This is a genomic window from Roseomonas acroporae, from assembly GCF_023223525.1.
GTDB lineage: Bacteria > Pseudomonadota > Alphaproteobacteria > Acetobacterales > Acetobacteraceae > Roseomonas_E > Roseomonas_E acroporae.
The window spans coordinates 1-18,825 of record NZ_JALPRX010000045.1; the positions used below are offsets into that span (position 1 = coordinate 1).

General features: G+C 76.5%; 11 protein-coding genes. 5 read left to right on the plus strand and 6 right to left on the minus strand.

Annotated features, from left to right (window positions below; genetic code table 11):
- Positions 1 to 184 precede the first annotated feature (184 nt).
- Positions 185 to 1,420 carry an argininosuccinate synthase gene (locus tag M0638_RS11090; RefSeq protein WP_248667051.1) on the plus strand — a complete coding sequence of 412 codons (1,236 nt, stop codon included), beginning with the start codon at positions 185 to 187 and terminating at the stop codon, positions 1,418 to 1,420.
- A gap of 198 nt (positions 1,421 to 1,618) precedes the next feature.
- Here the strand turns inward: M0638_RS11090 and fabG are convergent, their stop codons facing one another.
- The 6 genes from fabG to M0638_RS11120 form a co-directional block, all read right to left on the minus strand.
- The gene (fabG, locus tag M0638_RS11095) at positions 1,619 to 2,359 is read right to left on the minus strand and encodes a 3-oxoacyl-ACP reductase FabG (protein WP_248667052.1); all 741 of its coding nucleotides are present in this window, start codon (positions 2,357 to 2,359) and stop codon (positions 1,619 to 1,621) included.
- 20 nt (positions 2,360 to 2,379) lie between these two features.
- On the minus strand, positions 2,380 to 2,799 hold the full coding sequence (locus M0638_RS11100) for a hypothetical protein (RefSeq protein ID WP_248667053.1): 420 nt from the start codon (positions 2,797 to 2,799) through the stop codon (positions 2,380 to 2,382).
- Positions 2,800 to 2,947: 148 nt separating this feature from the next.
- Entirely contained in the window at positions 2,948 to 3,826 is an 879-nt protein-coding gene (locus M0638_RS11105) for a beta-ketoacyl synthase chain length factor (RefSeq protein WP_248667054.1), read from the minus strand.
- A 133-nt stretch (positions 3,827 to 3,959) separates the two neighbouring features.
- On the minus strand, positions 3,960 to 5,192 hold the full coding sequence (locus tag M0638_RS11110) for a beta-ketoacyl-ACP synthase (RefSeq protein ID WP_248667055.1): 1,233 nt from the start codon (positions 5,190 to 5,192) through the stop codon (positions 3,960 to 3,962).
- A 4-nt stretch (positions 5,193 to 5,196) separates the two neighbouring features.
- Complete coding sequence (locus M0638_RS11115) at positions 5,197 to 7,680, minus strand: MMPL family transporter (RefSeq protein WP_248667056.1); 2,484 nt, start codon at positions 7,678 to 7,680, stop codon at positions 5,197 to 5,199.
- Between the two features lie 71 nt (positions 7,681 to 7,751).
- A complete protein-coding gene (locus tag M0638_RS11120) occupies positions 7,752 to 11,303 on the minus strand; it encodes an Rne/Rng family ribonuclease (protein ID WP_248667057.1) in 3,552 nt (1,183 codons plus the stop codon).
- A gap of 1,203 nt (positions 11,304 to 12,506) precedes the next feature.
- Here M0638_RS11120 and M0638_RS11125 point away from each other — a divergent pair.
- From M0638_RS11125 to M0638_RS11140, 4 genes are all read left to right on the plus strand, one after another.
- Positions 12,507 to 13,754: an N-acetylmuramoyl-L-alanine amidase gene (locus tag M0638_RS11125; RefSeq protein ID WP_248667058.1), complete on the plus strand. Its 1,248-nt coding sequence runs from the start codon at positions 12,507 to 12,509 to the stop codon at positions 13,752 to 13,754.
- Positions 13,755 to 14,235: 481 nt separating this feature from the next.
- On the plus strand, positions 14,236 to 16,674 hold the full coding sequence (locus tag M0638_RS11130; protein WP_248667059.1) for a penicillin-binding protein 1A: 2,439 nt from the start codon (positions 14,236 to 14,238) through the stop codon (positions 16,672 to 16,674).
- A gap of 158 nt (positions 16,675 to 16,832) precedes the next feature.
- Positions 16,833 to 17,964, plus strand: a protein-coding gene (gene prfB / locus M0638_RS11135; protein ID WP_248667060.1) for a peptide chain release factor 2 whose coding sequence is annotated in 2 segments (ribosomal slippage) — positions 16,833 to 16,901 and positions 16,903 to 17,964 — 1,131 coding nt in all. Because the reading frame shifts where the segments join, the coding sequence is not laid out codon by codon here.
- Positions 17,965 to 18,098: 134 nt separating this feature from the next.
- On the plus strand, positions 18,099 to 18,761 hold the full coding sequence (locus M0638_RS11140; RefSeq protein ID WP_248667061.1) for a class II aldolase/adducin family protein: 663 nt from the start codon (positions 18,099 to 18,101) through the stop codon (positions 18,759 to 18,761).
- Positions 18,762 to 18,825 lie beyond the last annotated feature (64 nt).

Below are 18,825 nucleotides of genomic sequence, written 5' to 3' on the forward strand. Positions count from 1 at the left end.
TTCCGGCGTCCTCCGGAGTCCCGGCGCCAGGCGAGGCTCCCTCGCGGCGGCGCCGCCGGAACCGCCGTCGGGCACTCCCCCAGCGGGGCCTGCCTGGACGCGGCGCTTCCCGCGCCGCGTCCAGGCAGGCCCTTTCCCGACGTGCCCTCCCACCGGCACCCAGATCCGAGGATCGAGACAGCTCATGCGCGTGAAGGACGTGAAGAAGGTGGTGCTCGCCTATTCCGGCGGGCTCGACACCAGCGTGATCCTGAAGTGGCTGCAGACCACCTACAATTGCGAGGTGGTGACCTTCACCGCCGATCTCGGCCAGGGCGAGGAGCTGGGCCCGGCCCGCAAGAAGGCCGAGCTGCTCGGCATCAGGCCGGAGAACATCTTCATCGACGACCTCCGCGAGGAGTTCGTGCGCGACTTCGTCTTCCCGATGTTCCGCGCCAACGCGCTGTACGAGGGGATGTACCTGCTCGGCACCTCGATCGCGCGGCCGCTGATCGCCAAGCGCCAGATCGAGATCGCCGAGCAGGTCGGCGCCGACGCGGTCTGCCACGGCGCCACCGGCAAGGGCAACGACCAGGTCCGCTTCGAGATCGGCTACTACGCGCTCAAGCCCGACGTGAAGGTGATCGCGCCCTGGCGCGAATGGGACCTGACCAGCCGCACCAAGCTGATCGAGTTCGCGGAGCAGCACCAGATCCCGATCAGCAAGGACAAGCGCGGCGAGGCGCCGTTCAGCGTCGACGCGAACCTGCTGCACTCCTCCTCCGAGGGCAAGGTGCTGGAGGAGCCCTGGGACGAGCCGCCGGAAGTGGTCTGGCAGCGCACCATCCGCCCCGAGGACGCGCCCGACACCCCGACCGAGATCGTGATCGAGTTCGAGCGCGGCGACGCCGTGGGCATCAATGGCGAACGGCTCTCCCCGGCCGAGCTGCTGACGCGGCTGAACGCGCTCGGCAAGGAGAACGGCATCGGGCGGCTCGACCTCGTGGAGAACCGCTTCGTCGGCATGAAGTCGCGCGGCTGCTACGAGACGCCGGGCGGCACGATCCTCTACGTCGCGCACCGCGCCATGGAAAGCATCACGCTGGACCGCGAGGCGGCGCACCTCAAGGACAGCCTGATGCCGCGCTACGCCGAGCTGGTCTACAACGGCTTCTGGTTCTCGCCGGAGCGGCGCATGCTCCAGGCGCTGGTGGACGAGAGCCAGCACAGCGTCTCGGGCGAGGTGCGGCTGAAGCTCTACAAGGGCAACACCATCGTCACCGGCCGCCGCTCGCCGAACAGCCTGTACTCCATGAAGCACGTCACCTTCGAGGAGGACCAGGGCGCCTACGACCAGACCGACGCGCAGGGCTTCATCAAGCTCAACGCGCTGCGCCTGCGCCTCGGCGCCATGGCCGGCCGCAAGGGCGGCACGCTATAGCGGCGGAACCCGGCGCGCCTGCCGGCGCGCCGGAGCCGGTGGCGGGATGCCGCCGGCCCGCACGGGCGGCGGGATTGCCCGACCCCGCCCGCGAAGGGTGCCCCGCCCCGGTGCCGACGCCCCGGGGCCGCCCGCGAGGAGGCGGACGGGCCGCGCGGCATGTGCCGTCCACGCGGCTTCCGTCGGCGCGTGGGTCCGTCAGGCCAGCCCGCCGTTGATCGAGACGGTCTGCCCGGTGATGTAGCCCGCCCGCGCCGAGGCCAGGAAGCCGACCAGCTCCGCCACCTCCTCCGGCCGCCCTGCCCGCCGCGCCGGCACCATGGCGGCGATCCGCTCCGGCGTGAGCACGGCGGCCACGGCCGGGCTCTCGATCAGGCCCGGCGCCACCGCGTTCACGGTGATGCCGCGCGGCGCGCACTCCAGGCTCAGCGCGCGCATGGCGCCGATCAGCCCGGCCTTGGCGGCGGCGTAGTTCGCCTGCCCCCGGTTGCCCATGATCGCCGAGACCGAGGACATGGCGACGATCCGCCCCCAGCGCGTGCCCATCATCGGCAGCAGCAGCGGACGGACGACGTTGAAGAAGCCGTTCAGCGACACGTCGATCACGCCGCGCCACTGCGCCTCGGACATGCCGGCCAGCGGCACGTCGTCATGCGTGCCGGCGTTGTGCACGACGATCTGCACCGGGCCCGACGCCAGCAGGCGCGCGGCGGCGTCGGCGCAGGCGGCGTGGTCGGTGACGTCGAAGCACGCGACCTCGGCCGTGCCGCCCGCGGCCGCGATCCCGGCGGCCAGCGCCTCGGCGCGCGCCGGGTTGGCATGGGCGTGCAGGATCAGCCGGGCGCCGTCGGCGGCCAGCCGGCGCGCCACGGCGGCGCCGATCGGGCTGCTCGCGCCGGTGACGAGGGCGCGTGGGGAGGTCGGGTGGTTCTGGGTCATCTCGTCGTCAGGCCGCGGCCTCACGCGGCGGCCAGGATGATGGCGGCCTGGCCGGACAGCAGCAGCCGGCCCGCGCCGTGCACGTCGAAGCGGTAGATGAAGCCGCGCGACTCGCTCGCCAGCACCGCCGCGCCGACCGCGAGCGGCCCCTCTACGTCGTCCAGCCGCGCCGCCGCCACGGAGACGCCGCGCAGGCTGCTGAGGTAGCCCGCCGGCTGCGGCGCCGAGGCGCGCAGCGCGCCGTGCGCCGCCATCGCCTGCAGCGCGTACTCGATGCCGCACACCGCCGGCAGCATCCCGGCCCGGCGCAGCGGGTTGCCGGGATCGCGGTGGGAGACGGACGCGCACTCGATGCCCGCCTCGTCCCAGCGCAGCACGCGGTCGAGCAGGCACATCCGCCCGGCATGCGGGATCAGGCGCCGGATCGCGTCCCGGTCCATGCCCGTCAGCCCGCTAGAGCGGATCGCCGGAGGGCGGCTACGCCCGGAGGCGTGAATCCGCGCCGAGAACAACGAGCTACGGCGAACCGCAGTCCCAACCGGACCGCGGTTCGCTGTAGCCGCCGGTCGGCCGGGCCCGGTCCGGGCCTCAGCATGGCGCCAGCCCGACCTCGACCGCCCCGCCATCGGCCAGCCCGAGGCGCAGCGTCGCCGTCCCGCCGCCCGCCCCGCTGCCCGTTCCCCCCCCGGCCAGGGCCGCCAGCAGCGGCAGGGCGCGCGCCGCCGGGTTGGCCGCCCGCAGCGCCGCGAGCCCGGCCGGCAGCGCGGGCTCGTCGGGCGGGCCCGCCGTCAGATGGCGCACGCGCAGCGTGGCGAGGCAGCCGGGCGTGGGTTCCGGCGCCAGCACCAGCGCGCAGGCGAAGGGCAGGGTGGTGTGGCGCAGCGCGTCCAGCGGCGGCGGCAGCGGCGCGTCGTAGAGGCAGAGCAGCACCGGCCGCCGCTCCGACGCCACCTGCGCCGCCGCCTGGAGCAGCGCCAGCGGCACCGTGTCGTCGTGGCAGCCCAGGCTGACCGAGGGGCACATCGAGCCCGCGCCGATGTTCCAGTAACCGGCGGCGGCGTTGTGCACGGAATTGTGGAACTGGGTCGGCGAGATCGCCCCGCCCGGCGCGTGCAGCGCCTCCAGGATGGCGCCCACCACGGCGCCGTCGCCGTTGCTGCTGGCGAACACCGTGTCGGGCGCATCCGCCGGCAGGCCGGCGCGCGACACCGCCTCCGACGCCGCGGCCAGCGCCAGCCGCACCGCCAGGCTGGTGCGCCGGCGCTCCGTGGCGGCCAGCATCGCGGGCGGCGGCGGCACGACCGGCGCCGCCGTCCAGGGCGCGCGGCCGGCCAGCGCGGCGGCGCCGGACTCCCAGTCCGGCAGGCCGGGGCCGAGCAGGCCCACGCCGGCGACGTGGCAGACCATGCCCGGGAGCGTGGCCGGGAGCGTGCCCGGGAGAGTGCCGGGGATCATGGCGTGGCTCATGCCGGGGAGCGCGACGGGCGCGAGGGCATCGGGGCGCCGCCCCGGCACCCGGCAGGGAGGCGTCGCCCGCCTGCCCGCCCCGGCAGGGGCGGAGCCGCCGCCGGGACCCGCGGGCGGGAAGGGCGCGGCAGGCTCATGCGTCGTGCCCGCCGATCACCAGCGCGGCGTTGCTGCCGCCGAAACCGAAGGAATTGCTCAGCACGCGGCGCACCGGCAGCCGCCGGTTCGCCACCGCCACGTCGCTGCGGAAGGCCGGGTCCACCGCCGCCACGCCCAGGCAGCCCGGCACCAGCCCGTCCCCGATGCAGATCGCCGCGACCGCCGCCTCCAGCGCCCCGGCGGCGCCCAGCGTGTGCCCGGTCCAGCCCTTGGTGGAGGAGCAGGGGACGCGGCCGCCGAACAGCGCCGACATGGCGCGGTCCTCCATCGCGTCGTTGGCGCGGGTGCCGGTGCCGTGCAGGTTCACGTAGTCGATCGCCCCGGGTTCCAGCCCCGCCGCGCCCAGCGCCGCCCGCATGGCCAGCACCGCGCCCAGCCCCTCCGGATGCGGCGCCGACATGTGATGCCCGTCGCTGCTCGCCCCGGCGCCGAGCAGCCGCAGCGCCGCCTCCTCCCCTGACTCCATCCGCTCCAGCAGCGCGAAGCCCGCCGCCTCGCCGATCGAGATGCCGTCGCGGTCGGCCGAGCAGGGACGGCTCGGGCGGCGCGAGAGCAGCTCCAGCGCGTCGAAGCCGTGCAGCGTCATGCGGCAGAGCGTGTCCACCCCGCCCACCACCGCCGCGTCCGCGACCCCCGCCTCGATCAGCGACCGCGCCTCCAGGAAGGCGCGCGCCCCCGAGGTGCAGGCGGTGGAGAGAGTCAGCGCGGGTCCCGCCAGGCCGAGCCGGGCGCGCACGTAGCGCGACAGGGCGTGCAGGTCGTGGGTGTGGGCGAAGTCGAAATCCGCCGGCAGCCGCCCCTCGGCGTCGCGCCGGCGCCAGGCGGCCTCGGTCTCGGCGATGCCGGCGGTGCTGGTGCCGAGCACCACGGCGATCCGCCCGGCGCCGTGCCGCGCGCGGGCGCGCGCCACCGCCGCGTCGAACCCGTCCGTCGCGAGGCCGAGCTCGGCGAGCCGGTTGTTGCGGCAGTCGAAGGCCCGCAGCGCGGCGGGCAGGCGCACCGACTCCACCGCCGCGACCCGGCCGATCCAGATGCCCGCCGGCATGTCCGGCAGGTCGCAGGGCACGAGGCCGCCGCGCCGCTCGCGCAGCGCCTGCCGCGTCGCCGCCAGCCCCACCCCGGCGGCGCTGACCGCCGTGATCGCCGCGATGCGCAGCGGCGCCCGCCACGGCCGGGGGCCGGGCCGGGCGGTCTCCGGTTCCGTCATGCGCTCAGCCGGGTTCCCCGGGGGTTCCGGCGGCTGCCCGCGGCGCACCAGGGGGCGCACCGGGGCGCGCACCGGGGGGCACCAGGGTACAAGCCAGCAGGAAGGCGACGGTGACGCCGAGCGACACGGTCAGGCCGATGCCGCGCAGCACGGGGGTGCCGCACAGGGCCAGCAGGCCGAAGCTGAGCAGGGTGGCGGCGGCGCAATTCAGCACGGACTCCAGGGTGCGGCCGCGCTCCCCGATATCGTCCCCCGAGGGAGGGCCCTCCTGGCTGTCCCTCGGGTGGCTTTCGGTCCCGGAACGGGCGAGGAACAGGGCATAATCCATCGCCACGCCCGCCAGCAAGAGCAGCGAGACGAGGTGGAACGGCGTGAGCCGCAGCCCGGCCGCCGAGAGAATCGCGATGGTTACGAGCAGCGCGCCGCCCACCGGGACGGCGCAGCGCAGCACCGGCCGCGCGGCGCCCAGCCCGGCCCCGAGCAGCAGCAGCACGCCCGCGCCGCCCACCGCCACCCAGCGCAGCGCCTGCCCCATCGCCTCGCCGAGCACGCCTTCCATCTCGGTCTTGGTGTCGATGAACAGCAGGCCGGGCAGCGCGTCCGGGGGCAGGTCGGGCGGCGCCAGCGCCGCGCGCAGCGCCGCCGGGTCGCGCAGCCCGGCCGGGATGGCGAGGCCGATCCAGCCATCCTCCCGCCGCGCCAGCAGCGGGTCGAGCCGCGCGGCGAGCAGCGGGCTGCCGGCGGCCAGCGCCTCGGGCGTCAGCGGCGCCATGGTGCGGCTCTCGGCCACGGCGGCGAGGAAGCGGTCGAAGGCGCCGGCGCGGAAGGGCAGGCCGGCGGCGGCCTCGGCCAGCCGGGCGCGCAGCGTCGCCGCCTCCGGCAGCACCGCCTGCCGCGCCCGCTGCGTCGCCTCGCTCGGCAGGAAGCGCGAGGGCAGGTCGAGCGACTCCACCGCCCGCCCCGGCCCGACCAGCGGCGCCAGCGCCGCCGCCAGCCGTTCCGACTGCCGCAGCACCGCCTCCGCGCTGTCGCCGCGCAGCACGAGCAGCGTCCGCACGTCCGGCGCGCCGAGCTGGGCGCGCAATTCCAGGTCGAGGTCGCGGCTGGCCTGCGGCACCGGGTTCAGCGCGTTCAGGTCGCGCTCCTCGCGCGGCCCGCCGGCCAGCAGCAGCCCCAGCGCCGCCAGGGCGATGGCGCCGTACCCCAGCGCGCGGAAGCGCGGCAGCGCCAGCAGGGCGCGCAGCAGCGGGGCGGGCAGGGGGCGCGGGCGGATCGCGAACCAGCCCGGTGCCGGCCCGCCCGCCGAGGCCGCCGGCCCCGCCGCCGCGCCCTCCCCCGGCACCAGATGCGGCAGCACCCAGCGCGTGGTCGCCGCCCCCGCCGCCAGCCCCGCCGCCGCGAACAGGCCGAGCTGGCTCAGCCCGCCGAAGCCGGAGAACAGCATCGCCGTCAGCCCCAGCGCGGCGGCGGCGGCGGCCAGGCGCAGCGTCGGCCAGATGCGCCGCGCGGTGGCGGCGAGCGGCTCGCCAGGCCGGCGCAGCGTCACCAGCAGGATCGGGTAATCGACCGTGACGCCCAGCATGGTCATGCCGAAGCCGAAGGCGGCGCCGTGGATCGTCCCGAAGGCCAGCCGCACCGCCAGGGCGCCGGCGAGCGTCGCCGCCAGCAGCGGCACCGCCATCGCCAGCAGCATGCCCGGCGAGCGGTAGCGCCAGAGCAGGAAGGCCAGCAGCAGCAGCCCGGAGGCGACCGAGATCAGGTGGACATCGGCCTTGATCGCCGCCGCCGCCTCGGCCGCGAACACGCCCGGCCCGCTGACCAGCAGCCGCGCCGGGCCGGGATTCGCGGCGGCGAAGGCCTGCCGCAGCAGCGCCACCGCCGCCGACTGCGCCTCCACGTCCAGCCCGGCGGCGCGGGTGCGCGCCACCAGCAGGGCGCGCGGGCCATCCGGCGTGTCGGCGAACCAGACGCCCTCGCGCAATTGCACCCGGCTGGCGCCGATCCAGCCCTGCGCCAGCGCCAGGAACGCCCCCACCGGGTCGGCCAGGCCGAAGCGCACCAGCAGCGGCGAGAGCGAGGAGCGCAGCCCCTCGATCAGCCCGCGCAGCTTCGCGCGCAGCGTCTCCGTCTCGAACAGCGCCGGCGAGACGGCGGGCGAGAGCAGGTAGCGGTGCCGGAACAGCAGGTCCAGCTCGCGCTCGGAAAGGTCGAAGGCGCCGTTGCCCACCAGCGCGAAGCGGTCCGAGGCGCGCAGTGTGTCGCCCACCGCGCGGCTGAGCCTTGCCAGCTCCGCCGGCGGCGCGCCCTCGATGCCGGCCAGCAGCAGGGTGGTGGCGGCGCCGCTGCGCAGCTCGCGGAACAGGAAGGCGCTCTCGGCGGAGCGGCCGGGGGGCAGGAAGGCGGCCATGTCGCCGGAAAGCGGCGTGGTCCGGAACAGGGCCGCGAGGCCGGCGCCCAGCAGCAGCAGCACGAGCAGCAGGCGCGTCATGCGGTCCCCAGCGCGTGTCGGGGAAGGCGGGGCCCGCCGGGGGAGGTTCGCTCCCCCGGCGGGCGCTCAGCTCAGCGCTTCCACCAGCCGCGGCGCTTGGGCGCGCCGTCGTCCTCGCCGCCCACCAGCACCGGCTGCACGGCAGGTGCCGGCGGCGGCTCGGCCACGGCTTCCGGCGCCGGGGCCACCAAGGCCGCCTCGGCCGGGGCGGCCATGGCCGTCTCCGCCGGCAGGTCGGCCGGCGACGCGGCTTCCACAGTCCCGGCCAGGGGCGCCTCGGCCGCCGGCACGGGGGCGGGCGCCGTCACCTTGGGGACCGGCGCCTCGAAGGATGGGGCCCCGGAGACGGGCGCCTCGGCAGGCGGCAACGGCGCGGCCGCCACCACCTCGGCCACCGGCTCGGCTGCCACCGGCTCGGGCGCCGTCGGCTCGGACGCCGCCGTCACCTCGGGTGGGGCCGCCGCCACGGCGGGGGGTTCAGTCCCGCCGGCTGTCGGGAAGCCGGCTTCCGGGACGAAGGCTTCCGGGACGCCGGCCTCCGGGACGAAGGCATCCGCCACCGGTACGGACGGGCCCTCGGTGGCAGGCGCCACCTCGGCGGCCGCCACCGTCGCCGGCGCGGGCGGCTCCGAGGCGGCGGAATCGGCCGGCGCGGCCGTCACCGGCGAGGCACGGCGCGACGCGGCGGCCTCGGCCGCGGCCTCGGCCGCCTCCATGGCGCTGAAGATGTCGTCGATCTGCCCGGCGAAGGGATCCGCCGGGGTCGGGCCGGCATAGCGCGGCGCAACATAGCCGCCCTCGCCCTCGCCCCCCTCGGCCTGCTCCCGGCGGCCGCCGCGACGGCGGCGGCGGCGGCGGAAGCGCCCGGCCTCGTCCTCCGACTCGCCCTCGGCTTCCGGCGCGGGCTCGGCCGCGGCGAGGCCCTCGCCGGCGGGCTCGGCCGGCGTCTCGAAGCCCTCCTCGGCCTCGTCCTCCTCGCCCTCGTCGGCGCCGGGCTCGTCGGCACCCTCGTTCTGCCCCTCGGCCTGCCCCTCGGTCTGCATCGTGCCGTCCTCGCGCCGGCCGCGGCGGCGGCGGCGGCGGCGGCGGCGCTTGTCGGCCCCCTCGCCCTCGCCGGCCGGCTCGGACGGCTGACCGGAGGACTGGCCGGAGGATTGGCCAGAGGATTGGCCGGCGGGCTGCCTGGCGGCCTGCTCGACGGGCTGGTCGCGGTCGCCGGACGGCTCATCGGCCGGCGCCGGCACCTGGCGCGCGGCCACGGCCGGGGCGGCGGCCTCCTCGCCGGTCTCCTCGTCCTCCGGCGCCTCGGCCTCGTCGTCGGGCTCGGGCGCGTAGTCCATGCGCAGCGCCTGCGGCCGGCCGTTCGCCTCGCCGTTCGCGAGCTGCGGCAGCGGCGCGCGGGTGCGCTCGATGCGCAGCGCGGGCGCGATCAGCGTGTCGTCGGCCGCGAACAGCACCGTCATGCCGTAGAGGTGCTCGATCTGGGCGAGGCGGTCGCGCTTGCGGTTCAGCAGGTACATCGCGACCGGCCCGGCCACGTGCACCAGGATCTCGCCGGCGCGCCGCTTCGCCCCCTCCTCCTCGACCGCGCGCAGCACCTGCAGCGCGCTGCTCTCCACCGAGCGCACATGGCCGGTGCCGCCGCAATGCGGGCAGGCGACGAAGCTCGTCTCGGCGAGGCTCGGGCGCAGCCGCTGGCGGCTCATCTCCAGCAGGCCGAAATGGCTGATGCGGCCGACCTGGATGCGGGCGCGGTCCTGCTTCAGCGCCTCCTTGACGCGCCGCTCCACCATGGCGTCGTGCCGGGCCGACTCCATGTCGATGAAGTCGATCACGATCAGCCCGGCGAGGTCGCGCAGGCGGAGCTGGCGGGCGATCTCGTCGGCCGCCTCCAGGTTGGTGCGCAGCGCCGTGTCCTCGATGTGCCGGTCGCGCGTGGCGCGGCCCGAGTTCACGTCGATCGCCACCAGCGCCTCGGTCTGGTTGATGACGATGTAGCCGCCGGACTTGAGCTGCACGACGGGCGAGTGCATCGCGTCGAGCTGCGCGTCCACCTGATGGCGCGCGAAGAGCGGCACGCCGCTCTGCTCGGAGCGGTAGAGCTGGATCTTGCGCGCATGCCCGGGCATGAGCATGCGCATGAACTCGCGCGCCTCGCGGAAGGCGTCCTCGCCCTCCACCACGACCTCGTCGCAGTCGCGCGCGTAGACGTCGCGGATCGAGCGCTTGATGAGGTCGGCTTCCTCGTAGATCAGCGCCGGCGCCGTCGATTGCAGCGTGCGCTCGCGGATGCTGTCCCACAGGCGCAGCAGGTACTCGCAGTCCTTGCGGATCTCGGGCTTGGGCCGCTGCGCGCCGGCGGTGCGCACGATCAGGCTCATGCCCTGCGGCAGCCCGACCTCGTCGATCGCCTCGCGCAGCCGCTTGCGGTCCCCGGCCGAGGTGATCTTGCGCGAGACGCCGCCGCCGCGCGGCGAGTTCGGCATCAGCACGGAGAAGCGGCCGGCCAGCGAGATGTAGGTGGTCAGCGCCGCGCCCTTGGTGCCGCGCTCCTCCTTGACCACCTGCACCAGCATGATCTGCCGGCGGCGGATCACCTCCTGGATCTTGTAGTGGCGCAGGTAGCGGGACGGGATGCGCCGCTCGCGCGGCTCCTCGGAATCGCCGTTGCCCTCGCCGCCCAGCGTCTCGGGCGGGCCGGACTCACCCGCAATGCTCTCCACGCGGTCGCCGAGGGACTCCTCGGGCGCGTCGCCGTGGTCGCCGGCGGCGTCGCGCGGCTCGTCGTTGCCGGCGGGGGCCTCGTGCGTCCCGGCCGTCCAGTCGGCGCCGGATTCCGGCGGCTCGTCCATCGCGGCGCCGGCGACGCGGTCCACGGGCTGCGCCAGCGGCTGCGCGGCGCCCGTCCGCTCGCCCGTCCTCCAGTCGTCCGCCGGGGCGCCGGGCTCGGCCCAGCCGCCGGGCTCGACACCGCCCTCGGCAGCGTGGCCGGCGGCCTCCGGGCCGGGGCCGATCTCGGCCGCCTCGGCGCCGAATTCGTAGGCCGCGGCCTCCTGCACCGGCTCCGACCCGCTCTCGTCGGCCGGGTTCCCTTCCGCCGTCTCCGGCAGCGCCGCGCGGGCCTCGTCCCGGTCGCCCGACGCCTCGGCGTCATGGTTGCCCGACGCCTCGGCGTCATGGTTGCCCGGCGCCCCGGCGCGGGGGCCGTCGTCGCGGCCCTCGGCGCCGCAGTGCCGGCCGCCGCGCTGGGCATGCCGGCCCTGGCCGTTCTGGCGGGCGTGGCGCGCCGCCTCGGCGGCGGCGGCGGCCTCCTCGGCCTCCTCCTCCTCGCGCGCCTCGGCGGCCTGCGCCTCCAGCAGGCGCTGCCGGTCGGCGACCGGGATCTGGTAGTAGTCGGGGTGGATCTCGCCGAAGGCCAGGAAGCCGTGGCGGTTGCCGCCGTACTCGACGAAGGCGGCCTGGAGCGAGGGCTCCACGCGCACGACCTTGGCGAGATAGATGTTGCCCTTCAGCGGGCGCTTGGTGGCGGCCTCGAGGTCGAATTCCTCCAGCCGGTTGCCGTCTAGCACCACCACGCGGGTCTCTTCCGCGTGGGCGGCGTCGATCAGCATGCGTTTGGTCATGCCTGCCAATGCTCCACGCCGCCGGGCCGTGGGGCGCCAGGGCGGCGGATCGGGGTGAGGGGTCCCGAGAGGCGGCGAACGCGCGAGACGCACCGTGGCGGGTGCGGAAAGGGCATGCGGAGTGGGGGCATGCGGCGGCGCGTCAACCTCGCTCTCGGCGGGCCGCCGCATCGCCACCGAGCTCGATATCCAAGCGCGATGCCGGGCGGGGCCCTCTGTGTCTGCCCCGCGCATCGCGCCGGCATCGGCGCGACCGTGACGCCCGGCTCGGCCCCCTGCCGGCGGCTTGGCCGGCCGGGCGAGGGGAGGAGGTGCGCGGGCGGACGGCGTTCGTCGCGCGCCGGGGGCGGCAGCCGGGCTGCGGGGCAGCGGCAAGGGCCGGTCCGGCACGCGACGGTCCCGCGCAGGCGGAGGGGGGCGCATCCGGCAAAGCGAGGAGGCGGGCCGAGCAGGGCCGTCCCCAGGCCGGGCGCATCCGGTCCCAGCCGACCGCAGGGTTTGCGAGGATCGCCGGGAGGGGCGAACCGGGCAGTCGCGGCGCGGCTCCGCCGACGGCGGGCACCGTCGAGGCAATGCAGGATAGCGGCCGGAGGCGCGTTTCCACAAGGGCGGGGCATGGAAGCCGGCGGGGCGCCGGGGAAGGGCCGGCGGGTGGCGGGGGCGGCCGCCGCCCGCGGCGGGCCGCCGGCGGGCCGCGTGCCGTAGGGCGGGCCTGGTCGCCGCGGGGATGCCCGGCCCGCCGCGCGGCCTCCCCGCCATCGCATGACCGTGATCGCCGCCGCGGCCGCTGCGCCCTGCGAGCGCCCGCCCGGGCGCATTCCCGGCCGGCGAGGCGCGGCCGGCGGTCCGCTCCGGCAGGATGGCCCGGGGTCTCTTCCCGGAAGATCGCCCCGAGGGGAAATCGCCCCGGGAGGGAGCGCCCCGGGAAGGATCGGCCCAGGCAAGACCAGACCCAGGCAAGGACAGGCCCAGGCAAGGATCGGCCCGGATAGGACCGCCTCGGGCAGCCGGTCGGGAGGAGCCGCCGCGGGAATGCCGCGGGACGGCATCGCGGCCCCCTCATCACGGCCGCCCTGTGGCATCCCCGCCGCAGCCATCCGGCCGAAACCGTTCCGTTACGTCGGCGGCGCTACACAGCCGGGGGATCGGGCGCGCATCCTGGGCGGGCGCGCCCATTCCCACAGGAGAGCACGGAACCGGTCGATGGCCATGCTGCATTCCCGCCGCCGGCTGCTGGGCTGCGGCCTGCCGGCCCTCGCGGCCCTGTGGTCCGGCGCGGCCATCGCGCGGGAGCGCCGGCCGGGCGGGGCCGACGGGCCGGGGCCGCTGCGCCTTTCCGGCGCGGGCGAGGCGACCCGGCTGCGCCTCGCCCTGCCGCCGGGCCAGCCCTGGCAGCTCACCGCCCTCGCCGACCCGCCGCGCCTCGTGCTCGACCTGCCCGGCATGGCCTGGAGCGGTCCCGCCACGGTCGAGGGCGCCGGGCTGGTGCGGCGCGCCCGCTTCGACGCCGCGCGCGGCCGGCTGCTGCTGGAGCTGGCCCGGCCGGTCGCGCCGCCGCTGGTCCGCGCGGCGGGCCGGGGAAGGGCGGGCGGCGCGCTGGCGGTCGAGTTGCTGCCCGGCCGCGGCGCCGCCTTCGCCGCCCTGGCGACCCCGGGCCGCGTGCTCGCCTCTTCCGCCCCCGCCACCCCCGCGGTCGCGCGCGTCGCCCCGCCCGAGCGGCCCGGCACCGGCAGCCCCCCCGGCGGCACCCTGCCGCTGGTGGTGCTCGACCCCGGCCACGGCGGACGCGACCCCGGCGCGATCGGCCGCTCCGGCACCTACGAGAAGCGGATCACCCTGGCGGCCGCGCAGGCGCTCGCCCGCCAGCTCCAGGCCACCGGGCGCTGCCGCGTGGCGCTGACCCGCACGCGCGACGTGTTCGTGCCGCTGGAGGACCGCACCGCCTTCGCCCGCGCCCGGCAGGCGACGCTGTTCGTCTCGCTGCACGCCGATTCCGCGCCCGCCGTGGCGCGCGGCGCCAGCGTCTACACGCTGGGCGACACCGCCTCGGACGGGCTGGCGGCGGCGCTGGCGCGGCGCGAGAACCGGGCCGACCAGGCCGGCGGCATGCGCCTGCCCTCGGTGCCGCCCGAGGTGGCGCGCATCCTGGCCAGCCTGGTGCGGCAGGAGACCCGCGCCGGCTCCGAGCGACTCGCCCGCATGGCGGTGGGCGAGCTGGGGCGCGAGGTGTCGCTGCTCCCCAACTCCCACCGGCACGCCAATTTCGTGGTGCTGAAGGCGCCCGACACGCCCGCCATGCTGGTGGAGATGGGCTTCCTCTCCAACCCGGCCGACGAGGCGGCGCTGGGGCAGCCGGCGCACCGCGAGAGGATCGCCGCGGCGCTGTCGCGCACCGTGCTCGCCTGGCTGCTGCGCCAGGAGCAGCTCGCCGGCGGCGGCGGATTCGGCTGAGCGGCGGCACGCGGCGGGCGCGCGCCGCCCGGCGGCCGCGTGCGGCGTCCGCCCGCCCGGCGTGACCGGCGCGAGGGGCGATGCCGGGACTCGCCTGCCGGGCGATGGCCGGCCCGGCGGCCCGCGCCCCGGGTTGCGCCGCCGCGCCCGCCGGGGGCGGGCCCTGCCTCCCCTCCCCACTTCTCTGCGGGTCTGGCGTTCAGGCGGCGGTGATCGCTCCCCATGTAGAGGCGGTGTAAGGGATCGCATCATGGCACCGCACGAACTCCGCGCCGAAGGTCCGATCGCGATCGACCGCGCCCATCGTGGCTCCCAGGGCGGCCCCCAGGGCGGCCCCCAGGGCGTTCCGCCCGGGGGGGCGGCGGGCGACGGGGCCGGCGGGCCGCCGCAGGCGCCCCGGGATTCCGGGGAGGGCCCCGGCGGCGGGCCGCCGCGCCGGCCGCCCGCGCCGCGCCGCCGCCGCCGCCGGCTGTTCGGCCCGGTGGTGCGCTTCCTCGCCACCGTGGCCGTGGTCGGCGTGGTGGGCGGCGGCATCGCGGCCTACGGCGCCTACCGGCACGTCTCGGCCGACCTGCCGGACTACCGCTGGCTCGCCGACTACCAGCCGCCGCAGATGAGCCGCATCTACGCCGCCGACAGCCGCCTGATGGCCGAGCTGGCGCAGGAGCGGCGCGTCTTCGTGCCCATCGACGACATCCCGCGCCGGGTGCAGCAGGCCTTCGTCTCGGCCGAGGACCAGAATTTCTGGGAGCACCGCGGCGTCGACCCGTTCGCCCTGGCCCGCGCCGCGCTCACCAACCTGGAGCAGTACGGCACCGGCAGGCGGGCCATCGGCGCCTCCACCATCACCCAGCAGGTCGCCAAGAACATGCTGGTGGGCGCCGACCGCACCATCATGCGCAAGGTCCGCGAGGCGATCCTGGCGATCCGGCTGGAGGAGGCGCTGCCCAAGGAGCGCGTGCTGGAGATCTACCTCAACGAGATCTTCCTCGGGCAGCAGGCCTACGGCGTGGCGGCGGCCGCGCAGAACTACTTCGGCAAGGGGCTGGACGAGCTGACGCTGGCCGAGGCCGCCTTCCTGGCGGCGCTGCCCAAGGCGCCGAACAACTACAACCCCGCCCGCTACCCCGAGGCCGCCCGCGCCCGGCGCGACTGGGTGCTGGACCGCATGCGCGAGGACGGCGCCGCGACTGAGGAGGAGGTGCGTGCCGCCAAGGCCGAGCCGATCGTGCCGCGCGGCATGCGCCGGCCGGAGGTGGTGCCGGTCGGCCAGTACTTCACCGAGGAGGTGCGGCGCGAGCTGATCGGCCGCTTCGGTCCCGAGCAGACCAACATGGGCGGCCTCGTGGTCCGCACCAGCCTCGACCCGCAGCTCCAGGGCGCCACCGAGCGCATCCTGCGCGAGCACCTGATGGCCTATGACCGCCGCCGCGGCGGCTGGCACGGCGTGGTCGGGCACGTCTCGCCGGCGGCGACCGAATGGCTGCCGCAGCTCGCCGACTTCGCCCGCCCCGGCGGCGCCCCGCCCGAGTGGAAGCTCGCCGTGGTGCTGGAGGTGCGCGGCGGCGACGCCCGCCTCGGCTGGGTGGAGCGGCCGGACCCGCGCGGCGCGCCGCAGCCGCGCAGCGGCGTGCTGAACTTCTCGGACGTGTCCGGCTGGGCCCGGCCGGTGCGCAACGAGCGCCTGGGCGGCCTGCCGCGCCGCATGCAGGACGTGGTGAGCCCGGGCGACCTCGTCTTCGTCGAGCCGGCGGGCAGCGCCGGCGCGCGCGGCGGCACGGAGCGGGTGCAGCTGCGGCAGATGCCGACCATCGAGGGCGCGGTGGTGGCGCTCGACCCCGCCACGGGCCGCGTGCTGGCCATGGCCGGCGGCTGGAGCTACGACCGCTCGCAGTTCAACCGCGCGACGCAGGCGCAGCGCCAGCCCGGCTCCTCCTTCAAGCCCTTCGTCTACCTCGCGGCGCTGGAGCAGGGCATCCCGCCGACGCAGCGCTACCTCGACGCGCCGATCGAGCTGCCCATGGGCAACGGCCAGATGTGGCGGCCGGGGAATTACGGCGACCGCTCCACCAACCAGTACGTGACGATGCGCCGGGCGCTGGAGCGCTCGCTCAACCTCGTCACCATCCGCATCGCCCAGGACGTGGGCATCGACCGGGTGGCCGACGTCGCCGCGCGCTTCGGCATCATGCCGAACATGCCGCGCGTCTACGCCATGACGCTGGGCGCCGGCGAGACCACGGTGCTGCGCATGGCGGCCGGCTACGCCGCCTTCGCCAATGGCGGGCGCGAGGTGACGCCGAGCCTGATCGACAGCGTGCAGGACCGGCTCGGCCGGGTGATCTGGCGCTCCGACACCAGGCGCTGCGACGGCTGCAGCGCCGACCCGCCGGCCTCGGCCACCGCCGGCCCGCCAGTGCTGCGCGACGAGCGCCGGCAGATCACCGACCCGATCGCCGCCTACCAGATCACCAACCTGATGCAGGGCGTGGTGACCAACGGCACCGGCACGCGCGCCGCGGAGGGGCTGAACCGCCCGATCGCCGGCAAGACGGGCACCACCAACGACTACCACGACAACTGGTTCGTGGGCTTCACGCCCGACATCGTGGTGGCGGTCTGGGTGGGCTTCGACGACCCGCGCTCGCTCGGCGAGGGCGAGACGGGCGGCGGCAACGCCGCGCCGATCTTCCACGACGTGCTGGAGGCGGCGCTGCGCGGCAGCCCGGCCGTGCCCTTCCGCGCGCCGCCCGGCGTCGCGCTGGTCCGCATCAGCGACGGCGGCAAGACCATCACCGAGGCCTTCCGCCCCGGCACCGAGAACGCCGCCCGCCCGGTGGGCGGCGGCGGCGGCGGGGGCGGGGGCGGCGGGGGTGGCGCCCCGGTGGCCGTGGACAGCGGGCTGGGCGGGCTCTATTAGAGCGGACCGCCATCAGGGCGGATCGTCGGCGGGCGGACACGCCCGGCGGCCCGAATCCGCCCTGAGAACAGCGAGCGCCGGCGAAGCGTGGGCCCGGCCGGATCACGGTCCGCCGCGGGCGCCACTTCGCCCCCTCCGCCGCAGGAGCCCGACCGACCATGCGCGCCGACGCAGAAGCCTTGCACGAGCAGATCGCCGCCTCGGTGACGCTGCTGAGGAGGCATCTTTGACTGGGATGTCGCGAAACGACGTCTCGATGAGCTGAACGCCCGCGCCGAGGACCCGGCGCTGTGGAACGACGCGGCCGCGGCGCAGTCCGTGATGCGCGAGCGCAACCGGCTGGCCGACCAGATCGAGGGTGTCGTGCGCCTCGAGGCCGGCGTGCGCGACGCGATGGAACTGGTCGAGCTGGCCGAGGCCGAGGGCGACGCCGCCACGGCCGACGCCGCCGTGGCCGACCTCTCGGCGCTGGCCGAGGAGGCCAAGCGGCGCGAGATCGAGAGCCTGCTCTCGGGCGAGGCGGACGGGCTCGACTGCTACGTCGAGGTGAACGCCGGCACCGGCGGCACCGACGCGCAGGACTTCGCGCAGATGCTGCTGCGCATGTACACGCGCTGGGCCGAGCAGCACGGCTACAAGGTGACGCTGACCGAGGAATCCGAGGGCGAGGAGGCGGGCATCAAGTCCGCCACCATCCAGGTCTCGGGGCCCTCCGCCTATGGCTGGCTCAAGACCGAGATGGGCGTGCACCGGCTCGTGCGGATCAGCCCGTTCGGCGGCAACGACAAGCGCCAGACCAGCTTCGCCAGCGTCTACGTCTACCCGGTGATCGACGACAGGATCGAGGTCGAGATCAACCCGGCCGACCTCAAGACCGACACCTTCCGCGCCTCCGGCGCCGGCGGGCAGCACGTGAACAAGACGGAATCCGGCGTGCGCTTCACCCACATCCCGACCGGGATCGTGGTGGCGAGCACGCAGGACCGCTCGCAGCACCGCAACCGCGCCATCGCGATGGACATGCTGCGCGCCCGTCTCTACGAGCTGGAGCTGCGCAAGCGCGAGGAGGTCTCGGCCGCCACCGAGGCCGGCAAGACCGACATCGGCTGGGGCCACCAGATCCGCAACTACGTCCTCCAGCCCTACCAGCTGGTGAAGGACCTGCGCACGGGCCTCGAGAAGGGCAACCCGGCGGCGGTGCTGGACGGCGACCTCGACGAGTTCATGGCGGCGGCACTCGCCGCGCGCGCCGGCGCCACGCGATCGGAGGCGAGCGCCTCGGCGGTGTAGCGCCCCGGCGGTTCGGCGCGCCGACGGCGACGCGCCGGTGAAGGCGTGTCGGCGGCGGCGTTGCGGCCCGGCCGGCCGCCGCGCCGGCCGCCGGTGCGAAAGGGCCGGAAGGCGGGAGCGGCGGCGTGGACGAGATGACGGCGCGCGAGGCGCTGGTGCGGGCCGGGCGGGCGCTCGACGCGGCGGGCTTCATGCCCTCGAAGTCCGGCAACCTGTCCTGCCGGCTGTCCTCCCGGTTATCCTCCCAACTGGGCAACGGCTTCCTGGTCACCCCGGCCGGGCTGCCCTACGCGGCGATGGGCCCCGACGACATCGTGGCGACGGCGGCGGACGGCACGGCGCTGCCCGGTCAGGGCCGCCCCTCCTCGGAATGGCAGCTCCATGCCGCGATCTACGCGGCGCGGCCCGAGGCGGGGGCGATCGTGCACACGCACAGCCCGATGGCGACCGCGCTCTCCTGCGCGCGCCGGCCGATCCCGCCCTTCCACTACATGATCGCGATGGCCGGCGGCCCCGACATACGCTGCTCGGCCTACGCCACCTTCGGCACGGCGGCGCTGGCGGAAGCGGCGGTGGCGGCGCTGGAAGGCCGGCGCGCGGCGCTGCTCGCCAACCACGGCGTGGTGGCGATCGGCGCCACGCTCGTCGCCGCGCAGGCCCTGGCGCTGGAGGTGGAGAACCTGGCGCGCCAGTACCTCGCCCTGCGCGCGGCGGGGCTCGAGCCGGTGCTGCTGGGCGCGGCCGAGATGGCCGAGGTGTTCGCGCAGTTCGAGGATTACGGGCGGCGGCTGCGCTGAGCCGCGCGGCGGGGGGCGGGGGCGCGGGCGCGCCCCAGGCCCCCCCCCCCCGGCCGCGGCGTGT

Excerpts from the sequence above, each read along its gene's own strand:
- M0638_RS11125 (WP_248667058.1), top strand. The coding sequence starts at position 12,507 with ATGGCCATGCTGCATTCCCGCCGCCGGCTGCTGGGCTGCGGCCTGCCG.
- M0638_RS11120 (WP_248667057.1), bottom strand. The coding sequence starts at position 11,303 with ATGACCAAACGCATGCTGATCGACGCCGCCCACGCGGAAGAGACCCGC.
- M0638_RS11140 (WP_248667061.1), top strand. The coding sequence starts at position 18,099 with ATGACGGCGCGCGAGGCGCTGGTGCGGGCCGGGCGGGCGCTCGACGCG.
- M0638_RS11115 (WP_248667056.1), bottom strand. The coding sequence starts at position 7,680 with ATGACGCGCCTGCTGCTCGTGCTGCTGCTGCTGGGCGCCGGCCTCGCG.
- M0638_RS11100 (WP_248667053.1), bottom strand. The coding sequence starts at position 2,799 with ATGGACCGGGACGCGATCCGGCGCCTGATCCCGCATGCCGGGCGGATG.
- M0638_RS11105 (WP_248667054.1), bottom strand. The coding sequence starts at position 3,826 with ATGAGCCACGCCATGATCCCCGGCACTCTCCCGGGCACGCTCCCGGCC.
- fabG (WP_248667052.1), bottom strand. The coding sequence starts at position 2,359 with ATGACCCAGAACCACCCGACCTCCCCACGCGCCCTCGTCACCGGCGCG.
- M0638_RS11090 (WP_248667051.1), top strand. The coding sequence starts at position 185 with ATGCGCGTGAAGGACGTGAAGAAGGTGGTGCTCGCCTATTCCGGCGGG.
- M0638_RS11110 (WP_248667055.1), bottom strand. The coding sequence starts at position 5,192 with ATGACGGAACCGGAGACCGCCCGGCCCGGCCCCCGGCCGTGGCGGGCG.